Genomic DNA, 14,506 nt, shown 5'->3' on the forward strand with positions numbered 1-14,506 from the left:
TAACGTTTTTCGCGAGCAAGCTCGCTCCTACCTGTATTCAGAATACGTTGATTGGGTAGTCCACGATCACGCGGTACTCATCCACATCGCGGTCCACCGCCGAGTAGCCATTGCTGCCGCGGTTGGTCGCCCATTGCAGGCGCACGGCCAAGTCCTTGGCCTTGCCGCCCTGCACCACATATTTCAGGTCGATATCGCGCTCCCAGTGCTTGGCGTCCTTGCCATCGGCGCTGTACCAGTTGCTGTAGCCGCGACTGTTGGGATCGACCTTGGTCAGGTCGGTCTTGCCGCTGATGTAGGACACGGCGGACGTCAGGCCGGGCACGCCGAGGCCGGCGAAGTCGTAGGCGTACTTGAGCTTCCAGGAGCGCTCGTTGGGCCCGTTGAAATCCGAGTACTGCTGGGAGTTATCCAGGTACACGCTGTCGCCCTGGGTGATGTAGTCGAACGGCGTGTTGCCGTTGACCCGCTGATACGTCGCCGTGACGCTGTGGTTGCCTACGCCCACGGTGAAATGCAGGCTGTAGGTGTTGTTGTCGATATCCCCCAGCAGCGATTGGCCGGTGTCCTGGGTATGGTAGTAATGCAGGCCGGGCGTCAGGCTGACCAGGTCGTTCACGGCGTAGGTGTATTCCAGGTCGTAGTAATACTGGTGCCAGACGTCCTTGAGTTCGGAGGCGTACAGGTTGCTGGTCAGCCCCGGAGTAGCGCTGAATGAAACGCCAGCCCAGTCCAGGTGCTGGCTGTCGGTGTTGGCGGGCAGTGTGCCGTAGCTGGTACCAATGCGCCGATGGCCGCTCTGGTTGTAGAGCTTGGTGAAACTGGCCTGGCCACCTTCGAACATCCAGCCGTCGAAGCTGTGGTTGGTCAGGCTCACGCCACGGAAAGTCTGCGGCAACATGCGCGTCATGCCGCCGGCGATCACCGGGTTGTTGAGGAACAGGTCGCCGGCTTTCAGTTCGGTGTCGAAGGCGCGCAGCTTCAAGGTGCCGCCGGCCGTCGAAAACGAACCCGGCGCCTTGCCGTTGCCGCTGCCGTACGGGAGGATGCTGGAGCCATCCGTACCGCCACCGCCGTCGAGCTTGAGGCCGAGCATGGCATTGACGTCCAGGCCGAAGCCGACGGTACCCTGGGTGTAGCCGGATTCGAAAGTGCCGATAAAGCCCTGGCCCCATTCCTTGCTGTCATCCTGGTGAATGTCGCGCCGGTCGCGGTTCATGTAGTAGTTGCGGGTGTTGATCGTGAGGTGGGAGCCTTCGACGAAACCGTCGTGGGGGGTAGTGTCTGCCGCGTGGGCCAGCGGGGCGATCGTTGCTGCAATCGCGAGGAATAACGGGGTGAACGTCAGCGAGTTCTTCACCGGTAAAGCTCCTTTGGTCAATCCATAACGGCCAGTGTCGTGAGGGTGTGCCCGGCCTTTTTTTACGGCAAAAAAAAGCCGCTGAAAGTCAGCGGCTTTAAGACAGATTCCCAGTGTAGAGCCCTGGAAAAAAGTCGAGGGAAATTCGGGTAAGCGGGTCAGCTGTCTTTGCCACCGCGCTCATCGATGCGTCAAAGTAACGCAGGCGAGCGCTGCGATACAGAGTGTAACAAGATAATAACTATTGCCCAAACCGCAACAGTGTGGGAGCTGGCTTGCCTGCGATGCAGACACCTCGGTATGTCAGGCGCACCGAGGTGATGCTATCGCAGGCAAGCCAGCTCCCACATTTTGACCGAGTTGTTTAGACCGGCAGGGTGATACCAAACGTATTGCCACCGCCCTCACTGCGCACAAACACATCCCCCCCATGCATCAACGCAATCGCCTTGACGATGGCCAGCCCCAGCCCGTGATTGGCCCCGCTGTTGCTGCGCGAGGCATCTACCCGATAGAAGCGTTCGAACAGGCGTGGCAAGTGTTCGCTGGCAATGGCCTCGCCGGGGTTGGTCACGCCAATTGTCACCTGGTGTGCCTGCACTTGAATGTGCACGTCGATGACGTGCCCCGGCGCGGTGTGTTGTACGGCATTGCTCAGTAGATTGATCAGTGCGCGCCGCAGGTGGGCCTTTTCGATCTGCACCACGGCATCGCCGTGCACGCGTACTTCGACCTGGGCGTCTTCGAGGATGAAGTCCAGGTAGTCGAGGGTGGTGGCCACTTCATCGGCCAGGGCGCTTTCGATCAGCTTGGTGGCCTTGCTGCCCTGGTCGGCGCTGGCGAGGAACAGCATGTCATTGATGATCGAGCGCAGCCGTTCCAGCTCTTCCAGGTTCGATTGCAGCACCTCGAAATATTGCTCTGCCGAACGGCCGCGAGTGAGGGCCACCTGGGTCTGGCCGATCAAATTGGTGAGCGGCGAACGCAGTTCATGGGCGACGTCGGCGTTGAACGACTCCAGGCGCGAATACGCCTGCTCGACCCGGTCGAGGGTGGCGTTGAACGAGTTGACGAACTGGCTCAGTTCCGGCGGCAAGGGTGACAATTGCAGGCGCCCGGAGAGTTTCGGCGGCGCAAGTTTTTGCGCCTCATCCGAGAGTTTGCCCAGGGGCTTGAGGCCGATACGCGCGACCCAGAACCCCAACAGCGCCGCCAGTATGACGCCCACCAGTGCCAGGCTGATCAACGCCACCAGCAGATGATGCTGGGTGGCGCGGAAGTTCTCCGTATCGATAGCAATCATGAAGCGTAACGCCGGGCGTTGGTCCTTGGCGGCAAACTGGCTGACCAGCACCTTGAACGGATAATCGTGACCGGGCAGGCGCAGGTCGCGCTTACCCGTGGCGCCTTCGGCAAAGGCGCGAATCTGCGCATCCGGCTCACCGTATTCGTAGCTCGGGTCGCTGCTGACCACCCAAAAACGGATGCGCTTGTCTTCTTCGCCCAACAGCTTGAGCTTGGACCTGATCTTGGCCCAATGCTCCGGCGTGCCGAAGCGATTGATCGACGATTCCAGCACGCTATAGCGCGCATCCAACTCGGCCCCTGGCAACAACCCCAGGCCACGGTCCACCTGCTGGTACAGCGCGCCGCCGATCAACAGGAAGATCAGCAGCGCCACCAGGGTGAACATGCCACTCAGGCGCAGGGCGATGGAGTTAGCGACCACTGTGGTTTTCCTGCATGCGGTTCTCCAGCACATAGCCCATGCCACGAATGGTGTGCAGCAGCTTGTGTTCGAACGGCCCATCGAGCTTGGCGCGCAGGCGCTTGATCGCCACTTCGACCACGTTGGCATCGCTGTCGAAATTGATGTCCCAGACCATCTCGGCAATCGCGGTCTTGGACAGGATCTCGCCCTGGCGCCGCGCCAATACGCTGAGCAGCGAGAACTCCTTGGCGGTCAGGTCCAGGCGCAGGCCGTTGCGGCTGGCCTTGCGGCTGATCAGGTCGATCCACAGGTCGGCGACGGTGACCTGCACCGGTTCGTGGCCGCCGCTGCGGCGGGTCAGCGCTTGCAGGCGGGCCACCAGTTCCAGAAACGAAAACGGTTTGCCTAGATAATCGTCGGCGCCTTCGCGCAGGCCGCGGATGCGGTCTTCCACGCGCTCGCGGGCGGTGAGCATGATCACCGGCGTCTGCTTGCGGGCGCGCAGGGCGCGCAATACACCGAAGCCATCCAGGCCGGGCAGCATCACGTCGAGCACGATCACCGCGTAATCGTTCTCCAGCGCCAGGTGCAGGCCCTCGATGCCTTCGCGGGCCACATCGACGGTGTAGCCTTGCTCGGTCAGGCCGCGGTGCAGGTAGTCTGCGGTTTTTTCTTCATCTTCAATAATCAGGACGCGCATGACCGCCTCAGTGTGTGGTCGCCAGCGCCAGCGCTGGTTTGGGCCTGTGGAAAAAACGTTCAAGGTACAAGTATATGACCGGCGTGGTGAACAGCGTCAGCGCCTGGCTCACCAGCAAGCCACCGACCACCGCGATGCCCAGCGGCTGACGCAGTTCCGCCCCAGGGCCTGCGCCGAGCATCAACGGCACCGCGCCGAGCAACGCGGCAAGGGTGGTCATGATGATCGGCCGGAACCGCGTGACGCAGGCTTCATAAATCGCATCTTCGGGTGGCAGCCCGCGTACCCGCTGCGCCTCCAGGGCGAAGTCGATCATCAAGATACCGTTTTTCTTCACGATGCCGATCAGCAGCACCAGGCCGATCAAGGCCATGATCGAAAAGTCCTGGCCCAGCAGCCACAGCATGATCAGCGCACCGAGGCCCGCCGAGGGCAGGGTGGAAATGATCGTCAACGGGTGCACAAAACTCTCATACAGCACGCCCAGGATAATGTAGACCGCCACCAGTGCCGCGAGGATCAGCCAGGGTTGGCTGGCCAGCGAGCTCTGGAACGCCTGGGCCGCGCCCTGGAAGTTGCCGATGATCGTGCTCGGCATCCCGATTTCGTTCTTGGCCTGGTCGAGCATAATCACCGCATCGCCCAGGGCCACGCCAGGCGCCAGGTTGAACGACAGGTTGGCGGCAGGGAACATGCCGTCATGGCTGATGGACAACGGCCCGACTGTGGGCGGGTCGACTTTGGCCAGTGCCGACAGCGGCACCATTTCATTGGTCAGTGGCGAGCGCAGGTAAAAATAGTCGAGGCTTTCGGCCTTGCCGCGCTGTTGGCTGTCCAGTTCGAGTATCACTTGGTACTGGTTGATCTCGGTCTGGAACTCGTTGATCTGGCGCTGACCGAAGGCGTCGTACAGCGCCTGGTCGACATCGGTGGCGGTCAGCCCGAAGCGGGCGGCGGCCTGACGATCGATACTGATGTGGGTGATGCTGCCGCCCAGTTGCAGGTCGTTGGACAGGTCACGAAACGCCGGGTTGGCGCGCAGTTTTTCGGTGAGGCGTTGGGTCCAGGTGTTCAGCGTCGGGCCGTCGTTGCTCTTGAGCACATATTGGTACTGGGCGCGGCTGGGGCCGGAGCTCAGGTTGATGTCCTGGCCGGCGCGCAGGTACAGCACGATACCCGGCACCTTCGCCAACTGCGGGCGGATGCGGTCGATGAACTGGCTGGCGGACACGTCGCGCTCACCACGGTCTTTCAAGGCGATCCAGAAGCGGCCATTGGCGATGGTCTGGTTGCTGCCGGTGACGCCGACCGAATGGGAAAACGCCTGCACCGCCGGGTCGGCCTTGACGATCTCGGCCAGAGCCTTGTGCTTGGCGACCATGTCCTTGTACGACACGTCAGCCGCCGCTTCGCTGGTGCCGAGCACGAAACCGGTGTCCTGCACCGGGAAGAACCCTTTGGGAATGAACACATAGCCGACCACCGCCAGCGCCAGGGTCACCACGAAGATCCCGGCCATGCTGCGTTGGTGCGCCAGGGCACGGCGCAGGTTGCGCGCATAGCCGGCCAGCAGGCGTTCGCTGAAGCTGGGCTTGGCGTGGGCAGGGTGGGTGGGGGCACGCATAAACAAGGCGGCTAAGGTCGGTGCCAATGTCAGCGACACCACCACTGAAATCAGAATGGTCGCGGTGGCCGTCAGCGCAAACTCCTTGAACAATCGCCCGACCACGCCGCCCATGAACAACAGCGGAATAAACGCTGCCACCAGCGAGAAGCTGATGGACACCACCGTAAAGCCAATTTCGCCGGAGCCCTTGATCGCCGCTTCACGCTTGCCCAGGCCGGCTTCCAAGTGCCGATGAATGTTCTCCACCACCACAATCGCGTCGTCCACCACAAAGCCCACGGCAATCACAATGGCTACCAGGGTCAGGTTGTTCAGGCTGAACCCCATCACATACATCAGGGCGAAACTGGCCACCAGCGAGACGCCCAGCACCGCAGACACAATCAGCGTCGCCGACAGTTGACGCAGGAATAACGCCATCACCGCCACCACCAGCAGGATGGCGATCAGCAGGGTCATTTCCACTTCATGCAGTGAGGCGCGGATGGTCTTGGTGCGGTCGGTCAACACGCTGACCTGCACCGAGGCCGGCAACATGCCTTGCAGGCGCGGCAGCTCGGCCTGGATGCGGTCGACGGTGTCGACGATGTTGGCGCCGGGCTGGCGCGAAATCACCAGGTTCACCCCGGGGGTATCGCCGGACCAGGCTTGTACGTAGGCGTTTTCCGAACCGTTGATGACCTTGGCGATATCGCGCAGTTGAACCGGCGCCCCGTTCTTGTAGGAAACGATCAGTTGGCCGTATTCCTCCGGGTGAAACAGCTGATCGTTGGTCGACAGGGTGGACACGCTGTTTTCGCCATAGATCGCGCCCTTGGCCAGGTTGAGGCTCGACTGCTGGATGGCCAGGCGTATATCGGCGAGGGTCAGGCCGATGGCCGCGAGCTTGTCAGGGGACGCCTGCACGCGAATCGCCGGGCGTTGCTGGCCGGTGATGTTGATCTGGCCGACGCCGTCGATCTGGCTGATCTGGCGTGCCAGCAGGGTTTCCACATAGTCGCTCAGCTCGGTGCTGGGCATGCTGCTGGAACTGACGCTGAGGATCAGCACCGGGCTGTCCGCCGGGTTGACCTTTCTCCAGGTGGGCAAGCTCGGCATGTCGCTGGGCAACTTGCCGGACGCGGTGTTGATCGCGGCCTGCACTTCCTGGGCGGCGGTATCGATGCTTTTTTCCAGGGTGAACTGCAGGGTCAAGAGGCTGGAGCCCAAGGCGCTGCTGGAGGTCATCTGGGTCATGCCGGGGATGGCGCTGAACTGCACCTCCAGGGGCGTGGCCACCGAGGAGGCCATGGTGTCCGGGCTGGCGCCGGGCAGTTGCGCGGTGACCTGAATCGTCGGGAATTCCGCTTCCGGCAGTGGCGCGACGGCCAGGTTCGGGAAGGCAATCATCCCCAGCAGCACCAGGGCGAAAGTCAGCAGCAAGGTGGCGACCGGGTGATCAACGCACCAGGCCGAGGGCGACCGGCTGGCGCTCATGGTTGCACCTGGGCGTCGGCGGTGTGGATCACTTGCGGCGGCTCCTTGAGCACCTCCACCTGCGCACCGGCCTTGAGCCGCGATTGCCCATCGCTGACCAGCACATCGCCGGCCTGCACGCCTTTGATGATGTTGATAGCGCTGTTCTGGTAGGCGACCTGCACCGGCACCACCTCGACTTTGTCAGCGCTTACGCGGTACACGAAATGTGAGTCCAGGCCGCGCTGCACCACGGTGGGCGGTACCACCAGGGCGTTCTTGTCGAGGGCCGTCTGGATCTTGATGGTCACCAATTGCCCCGGCCATAGCTTGTGCGCCGGGTTGCTGAACTCGGCCTTGGCCCGCAGGGTGCCGGTGGTGGAACTGATCTGGTTGTCGATCAGGCTCAGGTGGCCTTCGCCGAGCAGGTCGCCGGTCTGGCCGTCGGTGTCGGCGCCCAGGTAGGCATCGACGGTGGCCCGGGTGGGGGCGGCGATCAGGCCCTGCAAGGTCGGCAGCATCTGCTGTGGCAGGGAGAACTCAACGGCAATCGGGTCGAGCTGGGTGACGGTAAACAGCCCCTGGGTATCGCTCATGCGCAGGAAATTACCTTCGTCCACATTGCGGATGCCCACGCGGCCGCTGACCGGGGAGCGGATCTGGGTATAGGAAAGTTGTACTTGAGCCGCATCAATGGCCGCCTGATTGCCCTGCACCGTGGCCTTGAGCTGGTTGACCAGCGCCTGTTGCTGGTCATAGGTCTGTTTCGACACGCCGTCGTCGATGCTCAGCGCTTTGTAGCGCTTGAGGTTGACCAACGCCACTTGCAACTGCGCCTGGCTTTCACCGAGTTGCGCCCTGGCCTGGTCGAGGTTGGCGCGGATCGAGCGGTCGTCAATGGTGGCCAGCAGGTCGCCGGTCTTCACCGATTGGCCTTCCTTGACCAGCAGTTGGGTGAGAATGCCGTCGATCTGCGGGCGAATCACCACGCTGTGCAATGACAACACCGAGCCGATGCCGCTGACAAACCGAGGCACATCCTGTTGCGTCACGCTCACCACCCGCACAGGAATGGCGGTAGGCGCTGCCAGCCGGGCCTTGGCCGGCCGGGTTAACGCCCAGGCTGCAACGGCCAGTATCAGGAGGGCACCCAGCATCAGGGCCACGTTTCGTTTGATCTGCATAGGAGGACGCCGGCGGAAACTGCATGTTGGAGTTCGGAACGTCCTTTATAGCGCTGTTCCGCCGTCAGCACGGTGACGGCAAACTGACAGCCGTGACAGCTAGGCCATGTGAGCTTGTCGCTTGAAGTTACTGCTGGCAGCTCAGGCCCCGTATACTCGCGCTTTTACACCTATTAGCTGTGCCGGAGCCCTTATGACTTCCCCAACCCAACCCGCTGTCGACGCGGCCGACCTCGTCGATCCGGCCACCGCCGACGGCGTTGAAAAAGCCGAGATCCCGGCGTTCAAGTTCCCTTTCAACCCAGGTGAACTGGCTGGCGCCAAGCATGCCAGCCAGCCTTGGTACAAAGGCGGCGCCAAGAACGGCCATACCAAGACGCCAGGCATGGCGCCGCCGGGCACTCGCCGCTCGATGGGTAAACGCTGAGATTAAAGCGTTTAGTACGTTATAGGCAGTTGCCTACATCGTGCGTAGACATTTCTGCTTGTAGGGCCGTCACCGATTCTTGAAAGCTGCACAGCGTTTGCTTCGTCCCGATGACGCTCATCGGGGCGTGGCGAGTCAGCTTTCCGGAAAAGGACATTCCCGTGGCCCTGATACACCTCTGTGCAGTGCTTGCTCTCTTGCTCTCGACGAGTGCCGTCGCCGCCGACGTTCAACCTCGGCGAGAAATCCGTTTCGCCGTTGCCGCGCATTTTCCGCCCTTTCAAAGCCGCAATGCCCAAGGGCAATTGGTGGGGCTGAATATCGAACTGGGCAATGCCCTGTGCGAGCAGCTCAACGTGCGCTGTACTTGGGTTGACCAAATCGTCATGGAAAATTTCCCGGCTCTAGAGGCCAGGCAATTCGACGCGATCATGGGCATGGCGACCACCTGCCGTCGGCGGCAACGGGTGAGCTTCACCGATGACCTCTACCCGATCACCACCCGGCTGGTGGCGCGTAAAACCTCGGGCCTGCGTCCTGATCGACGGTCCCTTAAGGGCAAGCGTGTCGGGGTGCTGGTGCGCAGTAATCGTGAAGCCTTTGCCCTGTCGCAATGGGCGCCGGCGGGGGTGATCATCAGGAGTTTCTGGCTTAACGACCAACTGGTGCAGAGCCTGGTTTCGGGCGATATCGACGCGACCCTGCAAGGCGCGGTGGAGATCCGTGAAGCCCTGCTCGACACGCCCCAGGGGCTGGACTTCGATTACATGGGGCCGCCTGTGTCGTCGGGCCTGCTGGGTAATAGCGTGGCGATTGCGGTGCGAAAAACCGATACTGCATTGCGTAATGAGCTTAATCATGCGCTTGAGCAATTGATGCAGAATGGCGAGTACCAACGCATTCTCCAGTCGTATCGGCTCGATGTATCGCCGCCCCATTCATGATCGCGAATGTGTGAGTGCCGCTCTGCACCCGTGAGGCACCTATCTACCTGACACGGCGAGATCCAAATGTGGGAGCTGGCTTGCCTGCGATGACTGCCTACCAGCCGACACTTCTCTACCTGACACCCCACAATCCAACTGTGGGAGCGGGCTTGCTCGCGAAGGCGGCCTGGCAGTCAACACAGTTGGATTGTGTACATATCCATTGCTGCGGTAACGGCCACTTAGGGTTCCGCTCTGACAGCGGGTCACTTTGGAAAAGAGCCCCAAAGTAACCAAAGGGCTCTTGCCCCACCACTCGGCACCTCGCCCAGGCTCGGTGTGCCCGTAATCCGCCAGTGATTTGGGGGGCCGCCGCCACGCGCCATCCATGGCGCGGGGCGGCTAAACCGGCATCCCTGCCGGTTTACCCCCCAAATCCCTGTCGAATTCCGGCCAGCGTGGTTTGACGGGGCGCTTAAGATCAAGATCAAAAGCAGATCAAAAGCAGATCAAGGGCGGCTCGCTTCGCATCGTGGTTAGCGTTGGTTGCTGCGAACTACAGTTGTGTCGTTTTCTATGCCGCTCTCAACGAGATGAACGCGTAATTGGCCGGAACTTCGGTGGCAATTTGCGCCCCGGCATCCAGCACCTGTTCGGCGATGTCCATCCCGGACACATGGAACACCCATTCATTGGTCACCGCTGGCTGTTCAATCGCCAGTTCAATGGCCTGGGCAAACGCCTGCATGTCCGGCAAGTACGCGGTAAACCCGTCGCCCTTGAGCGCGGTCGTGCGGATGCCGAGCAACGCGCATACGGCTTCCTTGGTCTGTACGTCATCACGGTCGGCCTGGCGCGAACGGCGAATCAGTTCGGCCAGTTGCGTGTCTATCAATTCACCTCCGACGATCAGCGCGGGGCCTTGCTCCCAGGATTCCGGTGGGCAGTCCTTGGCGCTCGGGTTCAGCGGGATATGCGGGTTGATTTCCATCGGGTAGATGCGGCACACCAGCGGGCGCCGTTCGTAGATGCGGCAGCGGTTGTCTTCGTCAAGATTCCGGCAGCGTCCGGCGTTGTAGGCGGCAAAGGTGATTGCCACAAACGCCTCGGTAGTGCCGCTGGGCACGATCACTGAGCGACGCTCGGCGTGTTCCCGTTGTTGCAGGGGCAGGCCCAGGCCGTTGCCAAGAAAGCCCTCGACCAGAACGATGACGTTGCCGCCGTCCGCCGCCCAGCTGCGGGCTTCTTCGAGGGTCAGGGGCACGTGATGGTCGCTGCAGCATTTGCCGCAACCGACGCAGGAAAAGTGTGTGTTCATGGCGGATCTGTCACCAAGCAAGGTCAGAGGGCACGCTTGAGGGGCGACGGGTTTTTACCTCTATCGACCGCTCAGGGGCTCTGGAAGCAAGTTATGCGCCAGTGAGGGTCAGCCGTTGGATAGGATGTCGCGCAGCACAAACCGCATGCCCGCACTTTCATACAGGTGCCGGGCGCGCAGGTTGCTCTCCAGCACCTTGAGGTCCACATAGGGTTCGCCGCGCTGCTTGAACACCTGGAAGCTGTGCAGCAGCAAGGCGCGGCCCAGCCCTTGGCCTTGGGCACAGGGGTGGACGGCCAGGTTCTTGATAAAGGCACTGGTCCAGCATTGCGCCACTGCGAGAATACCGTCGCGGTTACTGGCCACCAGGCACAGCGTCGGGTCGTACTCGGCATCGGTGACGAACTGCCGGCGCCACTCATCCAGGTGGCCGACACGGCCGCCGCCCTGGTCCTGGGTCATGCGCAGCACGGCATGGATCGCCGGGGCCAGTTCATCGCGATAATGATCCAGGCGAGTATTCGCTGGCCACTGCGGGGCGGGCAGGCTGCCGGTGAGGTCGCGACGCAGCAGTTGGTAATACTCGGCCAAGGCTTACAGGCCCTTTTGCGCCACGGTTTGCGCGGCAATGACCAGGCATTTGGTCAACTCTGGGGATGAGAATTTGGTGAGTACCGAGTCGGCACCGGCCAGGCGTGCTTTTTCGCTGTTCATCGCGCTGTCCAACGAGGTGTGCAACAGCACATAGAGGTCCTTGAAATCCGGGGTTTCGCGCAAGGTGCGGGTGAGGGCGTAGCCGTCCATCTCCGACATTTCGATGTCCGACACCACCACGTTGATCTGTTCAACCGTGCCTTGCAGCTCCAGCAACACGTCGATGGCTTCCTTGGCACTGCGGGCGGTGTGGCAGGTCAGGCCGAGGTTGCGCAGCGTGTGTACCGATTGCTGCAAAGCCACTTGGCTGTCGTCCACCACCAGGATGCGGGCATTGCCCAGCACTTCGGCTTCTTCCATGGTCAGGTCGGTCGGCGCCGCTTCAACCGGTGCCGGGGCGATGCCATGGATGACTTTCTCGATATCCAGCACCTGCACCAGGCCACCTTCCACCTGGGTAACCCCGGTGATAAACGCCCGATTGCCGCCGGAGCCGTAGGGCGGCGGGCGGATATCGGTGGTCAGACAATGCACGATCTTGCTCACCGCCTGCACATGCAGGCCCTGCTTGGAACGGCTGACATCGGTGACGATCAGGCAGCCGCCATCCGGGTCTTGCAAGGGCATTTCACCCAGGGCGCGGCTCAGGTCGATCACCGACAAAGACGCGCCGCGCAAGGTGGCGATGCCTTTGACGTGCGGGTGTGACTCCGGCAGCTTGGTCAGCGGCGGGCAAGGGATGATCTCGCTGACTTTCAACAGGTTGATGGCCATCAGCTTGCCGCTGCGCAAGGTAAAGAGCAGAAGCGAGAGTGAGTCTGCGCGGGCTTTGGTGGTGGACATAAAAACCTTCTGTGAATCAGGGATGACGATCTATACACCGTTATCGACCCTGGCCCCGAAAACTGTAGGAGCGAGCTTGCTCGCGAAAAACTTGAAAGCGCCGCGTTGAAACAGATTCTCGGCGTTATCGTTGACGTTTTTCGCGAGCAAGCTCGCTCCTACAGTGGGGCGGGGTATCAGCCCTTCCAGACTTGTGGGTTCACCAGGTCCTGGGGGCGTTGGCCCAGCAGGGCGCTGCGCAGGTTGTCCAGCGCGCGATTGGCCATGGCTTCGCGAGTTTCACCGGTGGCTGAACCGATGTGCGGCAGGGTCACCGCATTGCTCAGCTGGAACAACGGCGATTCAGCCAGCGGTTCCTTTTCATACACATCCAGCCCGGCACCACGAATCCGTTGGGTTTGCAGGGCTTCGACCAGCGCCGGTTCATCCACCACCGGCCCACGGGAGATATTGATCAGTATCGCGCTGGGCTTCATCAACGCCAGCTCTCGGGTGCTGATCAGGTGACGGGTCTTGTCGCTCAACGGCACCACCAGGCAGACGAAATCCGCCTCGGCCAGCAGCTGATCCAGGCTGCGAAACTGCGCGCCCAGTTCTTGCTCCAGCGCGGTCTTGCGGCTGTTGCCGCTGTAAAGGATCGGCATATTGAAGCCCAGTCGCCCACGCCGGGCCACGGCTGCGCCGATATTGCCCATGCCGACAATGCCCAGGGTCTTGCCGTGCACATCGCAACCAAACAACGGCGCGCCCACGCTGGCTTTCCATTGGCCGGCCTTGGTCCAGGCGTCCAATTCGGCCACGCGGCGTGCGCTGCTCATCAGCAACGCAAAGGCCAGGTCGGCAGTGCTTTCGGTGAGCACATCGGGGGTGTTGGTGAGCATGATCCCGCGCTCGTTGAAGTACGGCACGTCGTAGTTGTCGTAGCCCACCGACACGCTGGACACCACCTCCAGCTTGCTCGCGCTTTCAAGTTGCTCGCGGCCCAGCTTGCGGCCCACGCCGATCAAGCCATGGGCATGGGGCAGGGCTTCGTTGAACTGAGCATTGATGTCACCCAGCTTGGGGTTGGGCGCGATCACCTCGAAATCCTGTTGCAGGCGTTCGATCATCGGCGGGGTGATACGGCTGAAGGCCAGGACAGTCTTTTTCATTGCAGAACTCCACTCAACATGTGGGAGCTGGCTTGCCTGCGATGGCGGTGTGTCAGCCACTATTGTGTTGGCTGATTCACCGTCATCGCAGGCAAGCCAGCTCCCACAATGAATTTATAGGGGTTGGGAAGCAGCATTCCAAATCAGGTCGCCATCCGCACGCCACCCACACCACCGCTCAACTCATACGCCACCAACTCTGCCTGGTGCGCCGCCAGAATCTCCGGCAACGAACCGCGCAGGTATTCCACCCAGGTCTTGATCTTTGCATCCAGGTATTGGCGCGAAGGGTAGATGGCGTACAGGTTCAGCTCCTGGGAGCGGTAGGTCGGCATCACCCGTACCAGCGTGCCGTTGCGCAGCCCTTCGATGGCGGCGTACACCGGCAGCAGGCCGACGCCCATGCCGCTGGTGATCGCGGTTTTCATCGCGTCGGCCGAATTCACCAGGAACGGCGAGCTGTTGATCGCCACGCTTTCCTGGCCTTCAGGGCCGTTGAAGGTCCATTTGTCCAGCTGGACCACCGGGCTGACCAGGCGCAGGCATGCATGGTTGAGCAAATCCTGGGGCCGCTGTGCGCAGCCCTTGGCCTTGACGTAGTCCGGCGAAGCGCAGGCGATGCTGTAGGTGATGCCCAGGCGCTGGGACACAAAACCTGAGTCCGGCAGTTCGCTGGCTAGCACGATGGACACGTCGTAGCCCTCGTCGAGCAGGTCCGGCACGCGATTGGCCAGGGTCAGGTCGAAGGTCACGTCGGGATGGGTGCGGCGGTAGCGGGCAATCGCGTCAATGACGAAATGCTGGCCGATGCCGGTCATGGTGTGCACTTTCAACTGCCCGGCGGGGCGTGCGTGGGCGTCGCTGGCTTCGGCCTCGGCTTCCTCGACATAGGCGAGGATCTGCTCGCAGCGCAGTAAGTAGCGTTTGCCGGCTTCGGTCAGCGCGATGCGCCGGGTGGTGCGGTTGAGCAAGCGGGTTTGCAGGTGGGCCTCAAGGTTGGAGACCGCGCGCGAGACGTTGGCCGTGGTGGTGTCCAGTTGCACGGCGGCGGCGGTGAAGCTGCCGGCTTCGGCCACACAACTGAAGGCGCGCATGTTTTGCAAAGTGTCCATGGAGTGTTCTCAAGGGAGATAGCAAATTGTGACAGAAA

12 protein-coding genes are annotated in these 14,506 nt (G+C 61.7%); 2 read left to right on the forward strand and 10 right to left on the reverse strand.

What is annotated here, in order from left to right:
* Nucleotides 1-37 precede the first annotated feature (37 nt).
* The 5 genes from V8689_RS05140 to V8689_RS05160 all read right to left on the reverse strand — a co-directional run bounded on the left by V8689_RS05140 (nt 38) and on the right by V8689_RS05160 (nt 8,037).
* Nucleotides 38-1,360 (reverse strand): OprD family porin, encoded by a 1,323-nt coding sequence (locus tag V8689_RS05140; protein WP_056789714.1) that lies wholly within the window; start codon nt 1,358-1,360, stop codon nt 38-40.
* Between the two features lie 364 nt (nt 1,361-1,724).
* Nucleotides 1,725-3,089 carry a heavy metal sensor histidine kinase gene (locus V8689_RS05145; protein ID WP_056789717.1) on the reverse strand — a complete coding sequence of 455 codons (1,365 nt, stop codon included), beginning with the start codon at nt 3,087-3,089 and terminating at the stop codon, nt 1,725-1,727.
* Complete coding sequence (locus V8689_RS05150; protein WP_003188690.1) at nt 3,079-3,771, reverse strand: heavy metal response regulator transcription factor; 693 nt, start codon at nt 3,769-3,771, stop codon at nt 3,079-3,081. The genes V8689_RS05145 and V8689_RS05150 overlap by 11 nt, the downstream gene beginning before the upstream one ends.
* A 7-nt stretch (nt 3,772-3,778) precedes the next feature.
* Nucleotides 3,779-6,874, reverse strand: coding sequence for a multidrug efflux RND transporter permease subunit (locus tag V8689_RS05155; RefSeq protein WP_056789722.1), 3,096 nt, complete (start codon nt 6,872-6,874; stop codon nt 3,779-3,781).
* Nucleotides 6,871-8,037 (reverse strand): efflux RND transporter periplasmic adaptor subunit, encoded by a 1,167-nt coding sequence (locus V8689_RS05160; RefSeq protein ID WP_056789725.1) that lies wholly within the window; start codon nt 8,035-8,037, stop codon nt 6,871-6,873. Before V8689_RS05160 ends, V8689_RS05155 begins: the two co-directional genes overlap by 4 nt.
* Nucleotides 8,038-8,230: 193 nt before the next feature.
* On the opposite strand from V8689_RS05160, the gene V8689_RS05165 reads away from it, so the two are divergent.
* Nucleotides 8,231-8,464 (forward strand): hypothetical protein, encoded by a 234-nt coding sequence (locus tag V8689_RS05165; RefSeq protein ID WP_044271955.1) that lies wholly within the window; start codon nt 8,231-8,233, stop codon nt 8,462-8,464.
* A 161-nt stretch (nt 8,465-8,625) separates the two neighbouring features.
* A complete protein-coding gene (locus V8689_RS05170; protein ID WP_056790536.1) occupies nt 8,626-9,408 on the forward strand; it encodes a transporter substrate-binding domain-containing protein in 783 nt (260 codons plus the stop codon).
* Nucleotides 9,409-9,964: 556 nt separating this feature from the next.
* Here the strand turns inward: V8689_RS05170 and V8689_RS05175 are convergent.
* The 5 genes from V8689_RS05175 to V8689_RS05195 form a co-directional block, all read right to left on the reverse strand.
* On the reverse strand, nt 9,965-10,708 hold the full coding sequence (locus V8689_RS05175; RefSeq protein ID WP_056789727.1) for a YkgJ family cysteine cluster protein: 744 nt from the start codon (nt 10,706-10,708) through the stop codon (nt 9,965-9,967).
* 108 nt (nt 10,709-10,816) lie between these two features.
* A complete protein-coding gene (locus V8689_RS05180) occupies nt 10,817-11,299 on the reverse strand; it encodes a GNAT family N-acetyltransferase (protein ID WP_056789730.1) in 483 nt (160 codons plus the stop codon).
* A 3-nt stretch (nt 11,300-11,302) separates the two neighbouring features.
* Nucleotides 11,303-12,205 carry a chemotaxis protein CheV gene (locus V8689_RS05185; RefSeq protein WP_044271959.1) on the reverse strand — a complete coding sequence of 301 codons (903 nt, stop codon included), beginning with the start codon at nt 12,203-12,205 and terminating at the stop codon, nt 11,303-11,305.
* A gap of 176 nt (nt 12,206-12,381) precedes the next feature.
* The gene (locus tag V8689_RS05190; RefSeq protein WP_056789732.1) at nt 12,382-13,356 is read right to left on the reverse strand and encodes a 2-hydroxyacid dehydrogenase; all 975 of its coding nucleotides are present in this window, start codon (nt 13,354-13,356) and stop codon (nt 12,382-12,384) included.
* Between the two features lie 143 nt (nt 13,357-13,499).
* Nucleotides 13,500-14,468, reverse strand: coding sequence for a LysR family transcriptional regulator (locus V8689_RS05195; RefSeq protein ID WP_032893503.1), 969 nt, complete (start codon nt 14,466-14,468; stop codon nt 13,500-13,502).
* Nucleotides 14,469-14,506: the final 38 nt, after the last annotated feature.

This window comes from Pseudomonas sp. AK181 (genome assembly GCF_051122975.1).
GTDB lineage: Bacteria > Pseudomonadota > Gammaproteobacteria > Pseudomonadales > Pseudomonadaceae > Aquipseudomonas > Aquipseudomonas lactis.

Coding starts and splice junctions, on each gene's coding strand:
- V8689_RS05150 (WP_003188690.1), bottom strand. CDS start 3,771: ATGCGCGTCCTGATTATTGAAGATGAAGAAAAAACCGCAGACTACCTG.
- V8689_RS05155 (WP_056789722.1), bottom strand. CDS start 6,874: ATGAGCGCCAGCCGGTCGCCCTCGGCCTGGTGCGTTGATCACCCGGTC.
- V8689_RS05160 (WP_056789725.1), bottom strand. CDS start 8,037: ATGCAGATCAAACGAAACGTGGCCCTGATGCTGGGTGCCCTCCTGATA.
- V8689_RS05165 (WP_044271955.1), top strand. CDS start 8,231: ATGACTTCCCCAACCCAACCCGCTGTCGACGCGGCCGACCTCGTCGAT.
- V8689_RS05175 (WP_056789727.1), bottom strand. CDS start 10,708: ATGAACACACACTTTTCCTGCGTCGGTTGCGGCAAATGCTGCAGCGAC.
- V8689_RS05185 (WP_044271959.1), bottom strand. CDS start 12,205: ATGTCCACCACCAAAGCCCGCGCAGACTCACTCTCGCTTCTGCTCTTT.
- V8689_RS05190 (WP_056789732.1), bottom strand. CDS start 13,356: ATGAAAAAGACTGTCCTGGCCTTCAGCCGTATCACCCCGCCGATGATC.
- V8689_RS05195 (WP_032893503.1), bottom strand. CDS start 14,468: ATGGACACTTTGCAAAACATGCGCGCCTTCAGTTGTGTGGCCGAAGCC.